This window comes from Arsenicicoccus dermatophilus (genome assembly GCF_022568795.1).
GTDB classification, from domain to species: Bacteria; Actinomycetota; Actinomycetes; order Actinomycetales; family Dermatophilaceae; genus Arsenicicoccus; species Arsenicicoccus dermatophilus.
The window spans coordinates 740,329-755,196 of record NZ_JAKZHU010000001.1; the positions used below are offsets into that span (position 1 = coordinate 740,329).

General features: G+C 74.6%; 15 protein-coding genes. 14 read left to right on the forward strand and 1 reads right to left on the reverse strand.

Going from position 1 to position 14,868, the window contains the following annotated elements; translation table 11 throughout:
* The 10 genes from MM438_RS03540 (at nucleotide 1) to MM438_RS03585 (ending at nucleotide 10,546) form a co-directional block, all read left to right on the forward strand.
* On the forward strand, nucleotides 1-978 hold the full coding sequence (locus MM438_RS03540) for a DUF1839 family protein (RefSeq protein WP_241451134.1): 978 nt from the start codon (nucleotides 1-3) through the stop codon (nucleotides 976-978).
* Nucleotides 979-987: 9 nt separating this feature from the next.
* Nucleotides 988-3,444, forward strand: coding sequence for a glycosyl hydrolase 2 galactose-binding domain-containing protein (locus MM438_RS03545; protein WP_241451136.1), 2,457 nt, complete (start codon nucleotides 988-990; stop codon nucleotides 3,442-3,444).
* Nucleotides 3,445-3,510: 66 nt separating this feature from the next.
* Nucleotides 3,511-4,038, forward strand: a complete 528-nt coding sequence (locus tag MM438_RS03550) for a hypothetical protein (protein ID WP_241451138.1) — start codon at nucleotides 3,511-3,513, stop codon at nucleotides 4,036-4,038.
* A 10-nt stretch (nucleotides 4,039-4,048) separates the two neighbouring features.
* Entirely contained in the window at nucleotides 4,049-4,777 is a 729-nt protein-coding gene (locus tag MM438_RS03555; RefSeq protein WP_241451139.1) for a nucleoside triphosphate pyrophosphohydrolase, read from the forward strand.
* Between the two features lie 39 nt (nucleotides 4,778-4,816).
* Nucleotides 4,817-6,106: a phosphopyruvate hydratase gene (gene eno, locus MM438_RS03560; RefSeq protein ID WP_241451140.1), complete on the forward strand. Its 1,290-nt coding sequence runs from the start codon at nucleotides 4,817-4,819 to the stop codon at nucleotides 6,104-6,106.
* A 214-nt stretch (nucleotides 6,107-6,320) separates the two neighbouring features.
* The gene (locus tag MM438_RS03565; protein ID WP_241451141.1) at nucleotides 6,321-6,989 is read left to right on the forward strand and encodes an FtsB family cell division protein; all 669 of its coding nucleotides are present in this window, start codon (nucleotides 6,321-6,323) and stop codon (nucleotides 6,987-6,989) included.
* Nucleotides 6,990-7,090: 101 nt separating this feature from the next.
* Nucleotides 7,091-7,654, forward strand: coding sequence for a DUF501 domain-containing protein (locus tag MM438_RS03570; RefSeq protein ID WP_241451143.1), 564 nt, complete (start codon nucleotides 7,091-7,093; stop codon nucleotides 7,652-7,654).
* Nucleotides 7,651-8,640, forward strand: a complete 990-nt coding sequence (locus tag MM438_RS03575; protein WP_241451145.1) for a Ppx/GppA phosphatase family protein — start codon at nucleotides 7,651-7,653, stop codon at nucleotides 8,638-8,640. Before MM438_RS03570 ends, MM438_RS03575 begins: the two co-directional genes overlap by 4 nt.
* 36 nt (nucleotides 8,641-8,676) lie before the next feature.
* Nucleotides 8,677-9,441 (forward strand): ABC transporter permease, encoded by a 765-nt coding sequence (locus tag MM438_RS03580; RefSeq protein ID WP_277627913.1) that lies wholly within the window; start codon nucleotides 8,677-8,679, stop codon nucleotides 9,439-9,441.
* Nucleotides 9,442-9,469: 28 nt separating this feature from the next.
* On the forward strand, nucleotides 9,470-10,546 hold the full coding sequence (locus MM438_RS03585; RefSeq protein WP_241451146.1) for an ABC transporter substrate-binding protein: 1,077 nt from the start codon (nucleotides 9,470-9,472) through the stop codon (nucleotides 10,544-10,546).
* On the opposite strand, the gene MM438_RS03590 is transcribed toward MM438_RS03585, so the two are convergent.
* A complete protein-coding gene (locus MM438_RS03590) occupies nucleotides 10,543-11,436 on the reverse strand; it encodes a hypothetical protein (RefSeq protein WP_241451147.1) in 894 nt (297 codons plus the stop codon). The genes MM438_RS03585 and MM438_RS03590 overlap by 4 nt on opposite strands.
* Before the next feature lie 332 nt (nucleotides 11,437-11,768).
* Here MM438_RS03590 and MM438_RS03595 point away from each other — a divergent pair, with 332 nt between their 5' ends.
* The 4 genes from MM438_RS03595 to MM438_RS03610 all read left to right on the forward strand — a co-directional run bounded on the left by MM438_RS03595 (nucleotide 11,769) and on the right by MM438_RS03610 (nucleotide 14,845).
* On the forward strand, nucleotides 11,769-12,380 hold the full coding sequence (locus MM438_RS03595) for a papain-like cysteine protease family protein (RefSeq protein ID WP_241451148.1): 612 nt from the start codon (nucleotides 11,769-11,771) through the stop codon (nucleotides 12,378-12,380).
* 1 nt (nucleotide 12,381) lies between these two features.
* Nucleotides 12,382-13,170, forward strand: a complete 789-nt coding sequence (locus MM438_RS03600) for a hypothetical protein (RefSeq protein WP_241451149.1) — start codon at nucleotides 12,382-12,384, stop codon at nucleotides 13,168-13,170.
* Nucleotides 13,171-13,307: 137 nt separating this feature from the next.
* Entirely contained in the window at nucleotides 13,308-13,640 is a 333-nt protein-coding gene (locus MM438_RS03605; protein ID WP_241451150.1) for a PadR family transcriptional regulator, read from the forward strand.
* Nucleotides 13,637-14,845, forward strand: coding sequence for a hypothetical protein (locus MM438_RS03610; RefSeq protein WP_241451151.1), 1,209 nt, complete (start codon nucleotides 13,637-13,639; stop codon nucleotides 14,843-14,845). The genes MM438_RS03605 and MM438_RS03610 overlap by 4 nt, the downstream gene beginning before the upstream one ends.
* Nucleotides 14,846-14,868: the final 23 nt, after the last annotated feature.

The window sequence follows — 14,868 nt, forward strand, 5'->3', positions numbered from 1 at the left end:
ATGCGCCTGGAGCTCGGGGGGTTGACCCAGGAGTCGTTCGTCCCGCACCGCCTGCACCGGGACGACCGGGTCTGGACCCAGACGAACTGCTACCTGGACATCTGGATCGAGATCACGGCGGCCCTGGGGCTGTCGCCCGAGCCGCTCGGCGTGTGCGCTCTCAGCGCGGGCACGGTGCCGGGGGCGTGGGCCTTCCTCAAGCCCCAGACCGACGACCTGCGCGAGCTCTACGGCCTGGAGGTCGGCGAGATCGCGCTGTGGCGCTCGGTGGAGCAGCACGTCGTGGACCACCTGGCCGCCGGTGAGCTGCTGACGGTCGAGTCCGACGCGTGGTACCTCCCGGACACCGAGGGCGTGTCCTACCGGCTCGACCACGTCAAGACCACGATCGTGCCGGTGGCGATCGACCCGGGCGCGCGCACGCTGACCTACTTCCACAACTCGGGGCTCTACGAGCTGGCGGGTGATGACTACGACGGCGCGCTCGCCCGCGAGGGGGTCGACTGCTGCGCCCCGCAGCCCTATCTCGAGCGGGTGCGTCTCGTGGGCGGGCGGCGTGACGAGACGGCGGTGCGGGAGGCGGCGCTGCGGCTCGCGGCGGCCCACCTCGCCCGGCGGCCCGACGGCAACCCGGTGGCCGAGCTCGCCGGTGCCGTGCGGGAGCTCGTCCCCTCGCTGCCCCAGCGGGGGATGGACTTCTTCCATCGCTACTCCTTCACGGCGACCCGGCAGCTGGGGCTGACGGCACAGGCCGCGGCCGACGCGACCCGCTGGCTGGCCGCCGGTCCGGGGGCAGCCGCGGCCGAGCTGTGCTCTGCCGCGGACGACTTCGACGTGGTGTCCCAGGAGATGAAGAACCTCCAGTTCGCGCTGGCCCGGATCACCGGTGGCCGCACCCGCGACGTCGAGCCGACCCTGGTCCGCGCCACCGACCGCTGGGGCTCGGCCGTCGACCGGGTCGCGGCCGCCCTGGCCTGACGGAGCATCGTGGTCGAGATCCGGTGGGAGCTGCAGGGATTCGCGGCAGGGGAGGCGGCCTGTCCGGCTGATCTGCCCGGGACCGGCTGGGTGCCGGCGACGGTGCCCGGGTCGCTCGCCGCCTCGCCCGCCGTCGTCGAGCGGTATGGCGAGCAGGCCCTCGCCGACGCCGACCACCGCGTGTGGTGGCGGGGCTCCTTCGACCTGGCCGCCCCCCTGGACGCGGCCCGGCTCGTGGTGGACCGCCTGGCCACCCACGCCGACGTGTACCTCGACGGGTCCCGGGTCCTGCGCAGCGACAACGCCTTTCGCCGCCACGTGGTCGATCTCGGCGCGCTGGCCGCAGGCCCGCACGCCGTCGGCATACGCCTCGCCTCGTGGGACGAGACGGCGACGCCGCGCACGCCGCGGGCCCGCTGGCGCAGCGCCCTGGTCCCGGACGCCACCATCCGCTGGCGCCGCACCCCGATCCTGGGCCGGATCCCCATCTGGGTGGGTGCGCTGCCCCCCGTGGGCGTGCTCGGGGCGGCCCGGGTCGAGACCCGGCCCGCGCTCGAGATCGCCTCGTGCCGGACCCGGCTCGACGACTCGGGCCGGGGCACGGTCGACGTCGAGCTCCGCTGCGACGGTCCCCGCGAGGTGACGGTGCAGGCGGCGGGCGAGGTCGCGCGGGCGGTGGCCGAGCAGACCGCGCACGGTGCCTGGCTCGCCACGGTCCGGCTCGCGCCCGCGGCCCCGGCGACGTGGTGGCCGCACACCCACGGCGAGCCGATCCTGCACGAGCTCCTCGTCCACAGCCCCGGGGTCGAGTCGCTGCGGCGGCGGATCGGCTTCTCCCGCATCACCGCGCGCCGCGACGACGGGCGCTTCGGCCTGGTCGTGGGCGGCGTCGACGTCTTCGTCCGCGGCGTGGTCTGGGCGCACACCGACCCTCGTGGCTGGACCGCGGACCCCCAGGCGGTGGCCCGGGACCTGGACGCCCTCGTCGCGGCCGGCCTCAACCTGGTCCGGGTGCCGGGCACCGGCACCTACGCCGACGAGGTGCTCCGCGAGCTCGCCGCCGAGCGAGGGCTGCTCGTGTGGCAGGACGCGATGCTCGCGACCGTCGACCCGCCGGAGGACGAGGGCTGGCTCGCCGAGCTCGAGGCCGAGCTGCGCGACCAGCTCACCGCCTGGCAGGGGTGGCCGCACCTGGCCGTGGTGTGCGGCGGCACCGAGACCGAGCAGCAGCCCACCTTGATGGGGCTGCCCGCCGACCGCCGCCGGATGACCGCCCTCCACGAGCTGCTCCCGCGCCTGGCCGCCGAGCTGGTGCCCGGCGCCGTGCACGTCACCTCCAGCCCCTCGGGCGGGCCGCGACCGGTCAGCATCGCGCACGGGGTGAGCCACTACTTCGGGGTGGGGGCCTACCTGCGACCTCTCGAGGACGCCCGGACCGCCCAGGTCTCCTTCGCCTCCGAGGCCCTCGCCTTCGCCACGCCGCCGGAGACCTCCTCGATGACCGACGCCCCGGCCGAGCGCGGTGCCGGGTCACCCTGGCGGGACGCCGCGCCCCACGACCGGGGCACCACGTGGGACTTCGTCGACGTGACCGACCACTACGTCGCCGCGGTGGCCGACGCCGAGCGGATCGCCGAGGACGTCACCGACACCGGGTCCTGGGAGGACCTGCAGCGGGCCGCGGCGACCGCGGCGATCACCGAGACCTTCGCCGCGTGGAGGTCCGGGCTGACCCCCACCGCCGGCGGGATCGTCCTCGCCCACCGCGACCTCGCTCCCGGGCCCGGCTGGGGGCTGCTGGACGCCTCCGGGGCCGCCAAGGCCCCGCTGCTCGCCCTGCGCGACGTGCTCGCCCCCGTGGCGCTCCTGCTCGTCGACCGGGGCCTGGACGGGCTGCTGCTGGAGGCGGTCAACGACCAGCCGGCCGAGGCCACCGGCAGCCTCCTCGTCGCAGCCCAGGACCGGGCGGGCAACACCGTCCTGGACGCCGAGACCACGCTGACGGTGCCGCCGCACGGCCGTGCCACCGTCGAGGTCGAGGAGCTGCTCGGCGGCTTCCGCGACCTCGGGTGGGCCTGGCGCTTCGGCGAGGAGCCCGGCTACGCCTGCGTGTCCGCCCGCTGGCGCACCGGCGGAGGAGACGTGCGAGCCACCCGCGCCCTGGTGCCCCTCGCCCCGCGCCGACCCGAGCCGGACGTGACCGCGCAGGCGATCACCCGGTATGGCGTGGTGCGCGTCACCGTGACCGCGCCGGACCGCCCCGTCGTCGGCGTGCACGCCACCGCCCCCGGGTGGATCGCCGACACCGGGTGGTGGCCGTTGGCCGCGGGCGACTCGCGCGACCTGCACCTGCGTCCGCCGGACGTGGCGGGAGAGGCCGCGAGGCTGCCGGCATACGTCACGGTCTCGACGCTGACGGGCCCGTCGGTGACAGTGCCGGTCGAGGGCCGCCCCCACACCCACTAGGCTGTCGTGCGTCCCTGCCCGGCGTCGCTGCCGACGGGACCTGACAGACCCTGGCGAAAGGACCTGATGGTGCCTACCAAGCGCACGCTGCCCGCCACGCTCGCCGTGGTGGTGGCCGCCTCCGGCCTCCTCTCCGGCTGCCTGGAGCGGGAGGAGTCCCGAGCGGCGGTCGTGGTGAACGGCCGGACCATCCTGGAGTCCGACGTCCAGCAGGCGACGCGGGAGTTCAACGGCGGCTCCAGCAAGGCCACCCAGCCGATGTCGCCCACCGACGTGGTCACGGCCCTGGCCTACGGGCAGTTCGTGCTCCCGGCCGTCCAGCAGGCGGGGCAGGCGGTCTCCGACGACGTCGCCCGCCAGGTCCTGGACAAGGTCGACGACCCGAGCCCGACGACCATCGAGTTCGTCCGCTCCGCGCTGGCGCTCGGCAAGCTCGACCCCGCGGTCGAGGCCAAGGTCGTCCAGCAGCTCAAGGCCGCCGACATCAGGGTCAACCCGCGCTACGGGGCCTTCGACCGCGAGCGGCTGAGCATCAGGCCCGAGGCCCGCAACTGGATGACGCTGGACTCCGCCTCGGCCCCCAAGAACCCCTGAGCCCCGTCCCATGAGCACCGACCACGAGGTCGAGCGGCCCCGCACCGGCGAGCGGCTGCTCGACCTCGTGGCCGTCATGGACCGGCTCCGCTCGCCCGGGGGCTGCCCCTGGGACGCCCAGCAGACCCACGAGTCGCTGGCGCCTTATGCCGTGGAGGAGGCCCACGAGCTCGCCGACGCCATCGCCTCCGGCGACCGGGACCACCTGGTCGAGGAGCTCGGTGACGTGCTGCTCCAGGTGGCCTTCCACGCCCGCGTGGGCCAGGAGCACCCGACCGCGCCGTTCGACGTGGACGACGTGGCCGCCGGGATCGTCGCCAAGCTGCGGCGCCGCCACCCGCACGTCTTCGGGGACGCCGTGGTCGGCGGCCCGGCCGACGTCGAGGCGAGCTGGGAGGCGATCAAGGCGCAGGAGAAGCCCGAGCGCTCCGGCGTGCTGGACGGGGTGCCGGCGTCGCTGCCCGCCCTGGCCCGGGCGACCAAGCTCGCCACCCGCCTGGAGCGCCAGGGACGCGCCGACCTGCTCGCGGCTGCCGCACCTGCGGATCCCGGGGACGACGTGGGGGCCCGGCTGTGGGCCCTGGTGCTCGAGGCCCGGGCCCAGGGGGTGGACCCCGAGCTCGCGCTGCGGGGGGTCGTGGACCGGATCGCCCGGTCCGCGGACGAGAGTGTCCACCAGGTGGCACCGGGCACGCTTGCCCTCGGCCCGGATGGGGTCGCTCCCAGACCCAGGGGCTAGGCTCGAAACGCACTGACGACATCGACCAGGAGAGTTCTTGTGGCCAACATCGAAGCAGTAGGCGCACGTGAGATCCTCGACTCGCGCGGCAACCCGACCGTCGAGGTCGAGATCGCACTCGAGGACGGCACCATCGCCCGCGCGGCCGTCCCCTCCGGCGCGTCCACCGGCGCGTTCGAGGCCGTCGAGCGTCGCGACGGCGACAAGGGTCGCTACCTCGGCAAGGGCGTCGAGGACGCCGTCAACGCCGTCCTCGACGAGATCGCCCCCCGGATCCTGGGCTACGAGGCGAGCGAGCAGCGCGCCGTGGACGCCGAGATGATCGCCCTGGACGGCACGGACAACAAGGGCTCGCTGGGCGCCAACGCCATCCTCGGCGTCTCCCTGGCCGTGGCCAAGGCCGCTGCCGAGTCCGCGAGCCTGCAGCTGTTCCGCTACGTCGGCGGGCCCAACGCGCACATCCTGCCCGTCCCGATGATGAACATCCTCAACGGTGGCTCCCACGCGGACTCCAACGTCGACATCCAGGAGTTCATGATCGCCCCCATCGGCGCGCCCTCCTTCAAGGAGGCCCTGCGCTGGGGCGCCGAGGTCTACCACTCGCTCAAGAAGGTCCTGCACGACCGCGGCCTGGCCACCGGCCTCGGCGACGAGGGTGGCTTCGCCCCCAACCTCGAGTCCAACGCCGCCGCCCTCGACCTCATCCTCGAGGCCATCCGCGCGGCCGGCTACGAGCCCGGCAAGGACATCGCGCTGGCCCTGGACGTCGCGGCCTCGGAGTTCTTCGACAACGGCTCCTACACCTTCGAGGGCGGCCAGAAGTCCGCGGACGAGATGATCGCCTACTACAAGGACCTCGTCGAGCGCTACCCGCTGGTCTCCATCGAGGACCCGCTGAACGAGGACGACTGGGACGGCTGGAAGTCCATCACCGAGCAGCTCGGCGACAAGGTCCAGCTCGTCGGCGACGACCTGTTCGTCACCAACCCCGAGCGGCTCCAGCGCGGCATCAGCAACGACACCGCCAACGCCCTGCTGGTCAAGGTCAACCAGATCGGCTCGCTCACCGAGACGCTCGACGCGGTCGACCTGGCCCACCGCAACGGCTACCGCTGCATGATGTCCCACCGCTCCGGCGAGACCGAGGACGTCACCATCGCCGACCTGGCCGTCGCCACCAACTGCGGCCAGATCAAGACCGGCGCCCCGGCCCGGTCCGAGCGCGTCGCGAAGTACAACCAGCTCCTGCGCATCGAGGAGGAGCTCGACGACGCCGCCGTCTACGCCGGCGCGGGCGCCTTCCCGCGCTTCAAGGGCGCCGGCGCCTAGTCTGGGCCGCATGCCGGACAGCACCTCTCGTGGAGGGGCGCCTCGCAACGCGAGGCGCCCCTCCACCGGTGCTGCCACGCGGGCGGGCGGCTCGACGCGACCGTCCGGCTCCGGAGGCGGGACCACGGCGGCCGCCGCCGGTGGGCGGGGAGGGTCGGCCCGCCCCGGCGAACGGGCCCGACCGGCGACCCGGCCGGCCGTCCCGAGGCCCCGGGTGCGTCCGGCGACCATGCGGCGCCTGGTCGGCCTGGCGGCGATCGTCGTGCTGCTGTCGATCATGCTCGTGCCCACCATCCGCCGATACCTCGCGCAGCGCGACGAGATCGCCGCGCTGGAGCGCTCGATCGTGGAGCAGCAGCGGCAGGTGGACCAGCTCGCCCAGGACCGGGCCCGCTGGGACGACCCGGCCTACGTCGAGCAGCAGATCCGCACCCGGCTCCACTTCGTCAAGCCGGGGGAGACGTCCTACGTCGTCCTCGACCCCCGGACCGGGCAGCGCTCCGAGGTGGACGCCAAGGTCGTCGGCGTGGACCCGGACGCCAGGGAAAGGCCGTGGTACGGCCAGGTGTGGGGCTCCCTGCAGGTCGCCGACACCCTCGGGGCGGACCCGACCGCGACGACGCCCTCCGGTGGTCCCGGGGGCGGCCAGGCGCCACGGATCATCAACACCCTGCCGGGCCCGACCCCGTCCGAGACGAGCACCCGGGGACGCCGCGACGCCACGCCGCCCGGGGCGACCGCCACTGTGCGCACCCCCGCGCCGAGCCCGTCGGGCGGCAGCGCGGCGACGGACGGCCCTGCCGCGACGGACGGTGCCCCCGTCACGGGCGCGAAGGGAGCACCTCCTCGGGCTGCGGCCGAGACCGCGCCGCCGAGCCGCTGACCGCCTTCTCGGCATACGTCACCGTCACCCCCGATCCGCCGCCGTCCTGGATCCGCCGAGCCACCCGCCCCACCGAACCACCCTGTCCCGAAAGGCCCGTCATGACCTCCGAGCCCACCCCCACCGTCTCCGGCGAGCCCACCCCGCCGGGCGCCGGGCTGTCCGCCGGGGACGCCGCCGCCGTGCAGGCCCAGCTGGGACGGGCCGCCCGCGGGGTCGTCGAGGTCGCGCACCGCTGCCCCTGCGGGCGGCCGGACGTGCTGCGGACCCTGCCGCGGCTGCCCGACGGGACCCCCTTCCCGACGACCTACTACGCCACGTGTCCTCGGCTCACGGGCGCCCTGTCCACGCTCGAGGCCAACGGGACGATGCGGGAGATGACCCAGCGCCTGCAGGACGACGAGGAGCTGGCGGCGGCCTACCGCCGGGCGCACGAGGCCTACCTCGCCGACCGAGCCGAGCTCGGCTCGGTCCCCGAGATCGAGGGCATCTCCGCCGGCGGGATGCCCACCCGCGTCAAGTGCCTGCACGTCCTCGCCGGTCACGCCCTGGCGGCGGGCCCCGGCGTCAACCCCCTGGGCGACGAGGCCCTGACCGCGGTCGGGCAGTGGTGGGCCCCCGGCTGCTGCGTGGTGGAGGGCGAGAACGGCTGGGAACGCGCATGACTCGCGCAGACGGCATCCGCCGGGTCGGGGTCGTCGACTGCGGCACCAACTCCATCCGGCTGCTCGTCGCCGACGTCGACCCTGCGCGCGGCACGCTCGTCGACGTCGACCGTCGCATGGACGTCGTCCGGCTGGGGGAGGGCGTGGACGCGACGGGGCGGATCGGCGAGGCGGCCGTGGCGCGGGCCCTGGGACGCAGCCGGGAGTATGCCGAGCGGTGCCGCGAGCTGGACGCCGACGCGGTGCGGTTCGTGGCGACCTCGGCCTCGCGGGACGCCCGCAACGCGGGCGACGTCGTGGCCGGGGTGCGGGCGGCCTTCGCGCAGGTGGGGTATGCCGTCGAGCCGGAGGTGATCAGCGGTGCGGAGGAGGCGTCGTTGTCCTTCCGCGGCGCGACCGGCGACCTGGTGGCCCGCGGCGTCCCCGGCCCCTTCCTCGTCGTGGACATCGGTGGTGGCTCCACCGAGCTGGTCCGCGGGGACGTGGTCGACGGCGCGGCGCGGGTGTCGGCCGCCCGGTCCGTCGACGTGGGGTGCGTGCGGCTGCGCGAGCGGCACCACCTCGACCAGCCACCCACCCCGGCGCAGGTCGCGGCCGCCCTGGCCGACGTCGACGCCGGGCTCGACCTCGCCTGCGCCGCGGTGCCGCTCGACGGGGTCCGCACGCTCGTGGGGGTGGCCGGGACCGTGACCACGCTGACGGCCCAGGCGCTGCGCCTGCCGGCCTACGACCCGGACCGCATCCACCTGGCCAGCACCCCTGCCGCCGTGGTGCTGCAGGCCTGCACGGAGCTCCTGGCGATGCCGGGGGAGGACCTCGCGGCGCTGGGCTTCCTGCACCCCGGCCGGGTCGACGTGATCGGCGCCGGCGCGCTGATCTGGCGACGCGTCGTCGAGCGGGTGGCCGCCGCCGGCGCAGACGACCTCGTCATCACCTCCGAGCGGGACATCCTCGACGGCCTCGCCCTCGACCTCGCCGGGCGCTGAACGGTGGGATACTCGGGGGTCGACCAGGAGGTGAGGATGGCACGCACGGCCCGTCGCGCGGTGCCCCCGCTGCTGCTCGGCGCCCTCCTGCTGGCCGTCTGGCAGGCCGTCGCGAGCCTGGCCGGTCTGCCGCGGTTCCTGCTGCCGGGGCCGGTCGAGGTCGCCGGTCGGCTGGTCTCGATGCTGACCGGGACGATGATCTGGCCCTACGTCGGACGCACCCTGCTGGAGTCGGCGGGCGGCTGCGTGCTGGGGACGATCGTGGCCGTGCCCCTCGCCGTGCTGGTGCACCGCTCGGGGTGGGTCGGCGCCGCCGTCGCCCCCTACCTCGCCGCCTCCCAGGCGATTCCGGCCATCGCGCTGGCCCCGCTGCTCGTGCTGTGGGTGGGCTACGGGCTCGTGCCGATCGTGGTGCTGTGCTCGGTGATGGTGTTCTTCCCCATCCTCATCTCGACCGTCGTCGGGCTCGCTGCGGCCCCCGCGGGGGTGATCGACGCCGCCCGCATCGACGGCGCGTCGCCGGGGCAGCTGCTCCGGCACGTCGAGGCGCCCCTGGCGCTGCCCAACGTCCTGGCCGGCCTGCGCAACGGCTTCACGCTGTCGGTCACCGGCGCGGTCGTCGGCGAGATGGTCATGGGCGGCGAGGGGCTCGGCATGCTCCTCACCCTGCAGCGGGACGCCGTCGACACCGCCGGGATGGTGGCCGTCATCGTGCTGCTGTGCGCCATCGCCGGCTCGGCATACCTGCTGCTGCAGCACGTCGAGCGTCGCTCGCCGCTGGTCGCCGACGTCCGTCCCTGATCGCCGAGTCCCTCGAAAGGCCTGCTCCGTGAACATCTCCCGCCGCCTCCTGCTCGCCGCCGCCGGCAGCGCCGTGCTCACCTCCTGCGGCGACGGAGAGGCGGTGGTGCGTCGCACCACCGAGGCGGCCGCAGCGGGCTCGGCCGGGGCCACCGGCGCGGCAGGCGGGACCTCCGGGAGCGCCGGTGGCGCCGGACGAGCCGTCGTGGGGCTGACCTACATCCCCAACGTCCAGTTCGCGCCGTTCTACGTCGGGATCGCGCAGGGGACCTTCGCCCGGCACGGGGTGCAGGTCGAGGTCCGCCACCACGGTGTGCAGGAGGGCCTGTTCACCGCCCTCGCCGCCGGGCAGGAGCACCTCGTCATCGCGTCCGGGGACGAGGTGCTGCAGGCCCGCGACAAGGGCCTGGACCTGGTGGCCGTCGCCTCCTACTACCGCCGGCTGCCGGTGGTGCTGATCGTGCCGGACCGGTCGCCGATCCGCTCCGCCGCCGACCTGCGCGGCCGGTCTCTCGGCGTCCCCGGGCGGTATGGCGCCTCCTGGCTCGGCGCGCTGGCGATGCTCAAGGACGCCGGCGTCCCCCTGGGCGAGGTCTCGGTCACCGAGATCGGCTACACCTCCCAGGCTGCGCTGGCGACCGGCAAGGTCGACGCGGTCATGGGCTACCGCAACAACGACGCCGTGCAGCTGCGGCAGGCCGGCGTGGCGATCCGTGAGCTCCCGCTCACCCGCGGCGGCGAGCCACCGCTCGTCTCGGTGTCGCTGGTGACGACGTCGGCCTACGCCGCCGCGCACCCGCAGACCGTCCGGGCCGTCGCGGACGCGATGGTCGAGGCGATCGGTCAGGTCAAGACCGACCCGGCCCGGGCCCTGCAGGACACGAAGGCCTACGTCCCCACCCTGGCCGAGCCCCGGGCCGCGGCCGCCGCACGGGCCACCCTGGACGCGACGACGCCGCTGCTGCTGGACGCCGCGGGCCGCGCGTCGGGCCGGCTCGTGCCGGCTGAGTGGACGGCGATGTCGACGTTCATGCGGGCACAGGGGCTGATCGCCAAGGACGTCTCCGCCGCCCAGGTGGTGCGCACCGATCTCGTCACCCGCTAGGGATCGGGCCAGGTCCAGCGCAGGCCGTGGTTGCCCGGCTCGGCCGGCTGACGCACGAGGTGCACCCGGTCGCCGCCGATGATGGGCAGCTCCAGGCTGCTCGGACCGAGCGACCCGGAGCGCGGGCGGGAGAAGGCCTGGACCGTCGAAGGCACCCGGGACCGGTCGAAGGCCGCCTCCATGACGAGCAGAGGCACCTGCCGCGTCGACGCTCGGTGGAACTCGGTGCGAGGGAGGCGGTTGGTGTCGTCGACCTGGGTCTCCAGCACCGCGGTGTCGCCGGCGCCCAGCCATCGGTCGAAGTGGAGCTCGGCCACCACCATCCCGGCCCCGGGATCGCGCAGGACGCGCCCGAGACGGCAGCCGCTGCGCGCCCGGACGGTCACCTGGTGGACGTCCCCGCCCGGGTCGACCTCGTGCGCGACGGCGTGCCGGTCGGTGGCTCCGGTCGCCCGCAGCACCAGGGTGGTGCGGCGCCGCACGGTCCGGTCGGCGGTGAGGGTGAGGTGGTCGTGGACGCCCAGGGTCTCCACCAGGGCCTGGGAGGAGCTCAGGCCCATCCTGCCGACCAGGAGACGGAAGGCCTCACCGTCACAGGTGAGCGGGTGGCGCGGGGCCAAGACCGAGGGCGCGCACGGATGCGCGAGCGCGAGGGCACGCAGCGAGCCGCGAGGTGCCTCCAGGACCTGCTCGAGGGCGTCCAGGACCGCCAGCGAGCGCTCCGAGCGAGGACGGCGGTGCCCCCGCTGCCACTGGCTGATGGTGCTCACGGCGACCGGATGACCCATGGCGGCCAACCGGGCCTGCACCCGGGAGAGGGGCAGACCGCGCCGGTGCACGGCCTCGTGCAGTGCTTCGGCGAACTCCGTCGACGCGGAGCCGTCCCTCATGGATCCTCCCAGGCTGGTCTGTGCGCTGGGACGAGGATAGGCGCGCAGCGGGGCAGGTCTCGTCGGGCCTCGCACCGGTGAGGGTCACGCCACCGCTGCGTGATGCCCCGGGCACGCAACGGGATCGTCATGGCGCCCGGAGCAGCGTCGGGGCGGCTCCGCTGCAGCGTGAACATTCACGGGCCACAGGACCTCTCGCCACGTCCGGGCTGGTAGCAGGCGTGAACGGGGTTCACGTCACCAGGCATGACCCACGGTGCCTTCCCTCCTGGCGCGGGCGGATCTACGGTTCGCTCACCTGTGCAGCCCACGCACTCTCCCAGGAGGAAACGTTGTTGTCCCTGTCCCCGCTGAAGGCGCTGGCGTCCGTCGGTGCCGCTGCGGTCGCCCTGGGCCTGGCCCCTGCGGTCACTGCCCACGCCGACGCCCCGACGCGCGCGTCCGCCGGTGTCGAGCGCTACCGTGACGGGTCGGCCGAGCTCCGTCTCGACAACCGAGCCCAGCAGCAGACCAACTGGTGCTGGGCCGCCACCGGCTCGAGCATCGCGACCTACAAGGGGAAGTCGGTGTCGCAGAACGACTTCTGCAACCTGGCCTTCCGCCGCTCCCGGGGGAGCTGTCCCAACGACCAGGCGAGCCTGGCCCACGACCAGCAGGCCTACCGGGCGCTGGGCATGAACCCGGGCCGCTACGTCTACGACGCCCTCGGCTTCGACGTGGTGTCGCGCGAGATCAACGCCGACCGACCGATCCTCACCCGGATCCAGTGGTCCTCGGGCGGTGGCCACATGATGGCGATCGTCGGCGTGGACCCCCAGGGAGGTCGGGTCGAGTGGTACAACCCCTGGCCGAGCGACCGTCGTATCAACGTCGCGAGCTACGACTACTACGTCGAGAACTCCGACTTCGCCTGGACGCACTCGCTCTACGGGATCGGAGCCTGACATGACCGCACGCATCGTCCGTATCGTGGCCCTCGCCGGCGCCGTGGCTCTCGGTCCCGGCGCGGCCGCTCACGCCGCCGAGGTCTCCCCGACGCCGCTGCCTGCCCCGGAGCGCTCCGCGGCGGAGGCTGCCGCCACCAGCCCCGCTGCGCTGGACCTGGCCCGCAAGGTTGCCGCCCGGACCGGGAGCACCCAGGGGATCGCGCCCACCGCCACCCCCTCCCTCGTCGCCGGGGGCGCGACGGAGGTCAACGTCCTGAGCAAGGACTTCGTGGCCAGGGGCGCGGGACCGGTCGCCCGCCTCGGGTATGTCTCGAACACCGTCCAGGTCGGTGACCAGACCGTGTCGGTGTGGTCGGTGAAGGCGCAGGACGGCTCGGGCTGGAAGGCGATCAACGCCGCCGCGGGCGACCTGGAGGCGCAGCTGGCGCGTCAGGCCGCGGGTGGCACCTTGTTCCGGGAGCCGCAGATCAATGCCTGGTACGCCGTCAAGGACAACCGTGTCGTGCCGCTGAACGACGAGGCCCGCAAGGCGGTGGGTCCGGCCGGGACCACGGTCGCGGCCTATCAGCGCATCGTCCACGGCAAGTATGCCGACAAGCAGTCGGGCAGCGCCTACGACCGGGCGGGCATGGCCGGGGGCTTCGGCGACCCTGCTGCCGCCGTGGCCGGCGCCCCGTCGACGACCGCCACCCAGGGAGCCTCGTGGGGGCTGGTCGGGGGCGGCCTCGGGGCGATGGCCCTCGCAGGCCTCGGCGCCGTGGTCGCGCGGCGTCGCCGGACGGTCTGATCCGGCTCCAGCGCTGACGGCACGGGCCCGTTCCACCTCGGTGGGGCGGGCCCTTCCGCATGCCCGACTTCCGCTATGTCACTCTGGACACTAGTGCTTAATCCGCGGTACTCTGCAGCCGGAGACAGGGGGTGGCCATGGAGACCACACAGCTCATCAAGGGCGTGCTCGACCTCGCCGTGCTGGCGGTCGTGGCGCGCGAGGACGGCTACGGCTACGACGTGGTCAGGCGGCTGCGATCGGCCGGTCTCGTCGACGTGGGGGAGGCGAGCGTCTACGGCACGCTGCGCCGCCTCTTCGCGGCCGGGGCCCTGACGTCCTACGTCGTGCCGAGCGACGAGGGACCGCACCGCAAGTACTACGGCATCACCCGGGAGGGCCGCGCGACCCTCGAGCGCCAGGGCAAGACCTGGCGCACCTTCGCCGGGACCATGGAGGACCTGCTCGAGGACGCGGAGGCAGTGGCATGAGTGCGACGACGACCCAGGGGCTCGCCCCCGATCAGGACCTCGACGTGGTCGACTACGTCGCCCGGGTGCGTCGTGCCCTGGACGACCTGGACGCCGAGGTCGTCGGCGAGCTGACCCTCGGGATGGAGGCCGACCTCGCCGAGATCCGCGCCGAGGCAGGGTCGCTCGTCGAGCGGCTCGGCGTCCCGGAGCGCTGCGCCGACGAGCTGCGCGCCGCCGCCGACCTGCCCCCACGAGCTGCCGTGGCTCCCCGCGCCAGGGGGATGCGGGGGGCCACGGCCCGGATCGCGTCAGGACGCGAGCGCACCCGGCGTCACTGGGAGCGCGCCGTCGTCGATCATCCCTGGCTGCGGCCGTGCGCGGACTACGTGCGCACGCTGCGGCCGGCGTGGTGGCTGCTACGGGGGTTCCTCGCGGTCTGGGTCCTCGGGGCCGGGCTGACGTGGGACGGCCCGATCGCGGTGCTCGCGCTCGGGCCCGCGATCGTCGGCAGCGTGTGGCTGGGGGCGCGGGGTGCGGGGTCGCAGCCGTCGGCTCGCCGGGCACTGCTCGCCGGCAACGTCGTGGCCGTGGCGGCGGCACTCGTCTTCGGGGCCAAGCTGGTGGACCGCTTCCTGGTCACGGGGCCCATCTCCGAGGAGCGGGTGGTCTATGTCGACCAGCAGGTCGAGGGGTTGGTCCACGACGGCGAGCACGTCGCCAACCTCTTCGTGTATGACGAGCAGGGCCGCCGGGTGCCGCGAGCCCGGCTCGTGACGGACACGGGCAAGGAGCTCACCGGACAGCCCCCGGTCGTCGGGGTGGACCAGCCGCGGGTGGTGGACATCTACGGCCGCAGCTATACCAACGTCTTCCCGGTGGCCCAGGCGGGGCAGGATCCCTGGCGCCACGGGAACGGCCCGGACCGATCGACCCCGTCCTGGGTCCCGCCGACCCAGGTGGCGCCGCTGGCCGCAGCGACCCCGGCGGTCGGTGCCACCCCGTCGGCCACGGTCACGCCGTCGCCCACCGCCACTGCGTCCGCGTCCGCGTCCGCGACGGTCGTCCCGCCGGTCTCGCCCGGCGCCACCCGCCCGTCCGCGCTGCCGGGCGCCACGACGGGCCCGGCGGCGGCGTCGACCCCGGTGACGGGGGCCCCGACCGCCCCGACCGTCCCGTCCGCCGCCACCGTCTCGGCCGCGACCGGCCTACCGGCCCCACGCTGACCTGCTCCTCCGCCTGCCCCCAC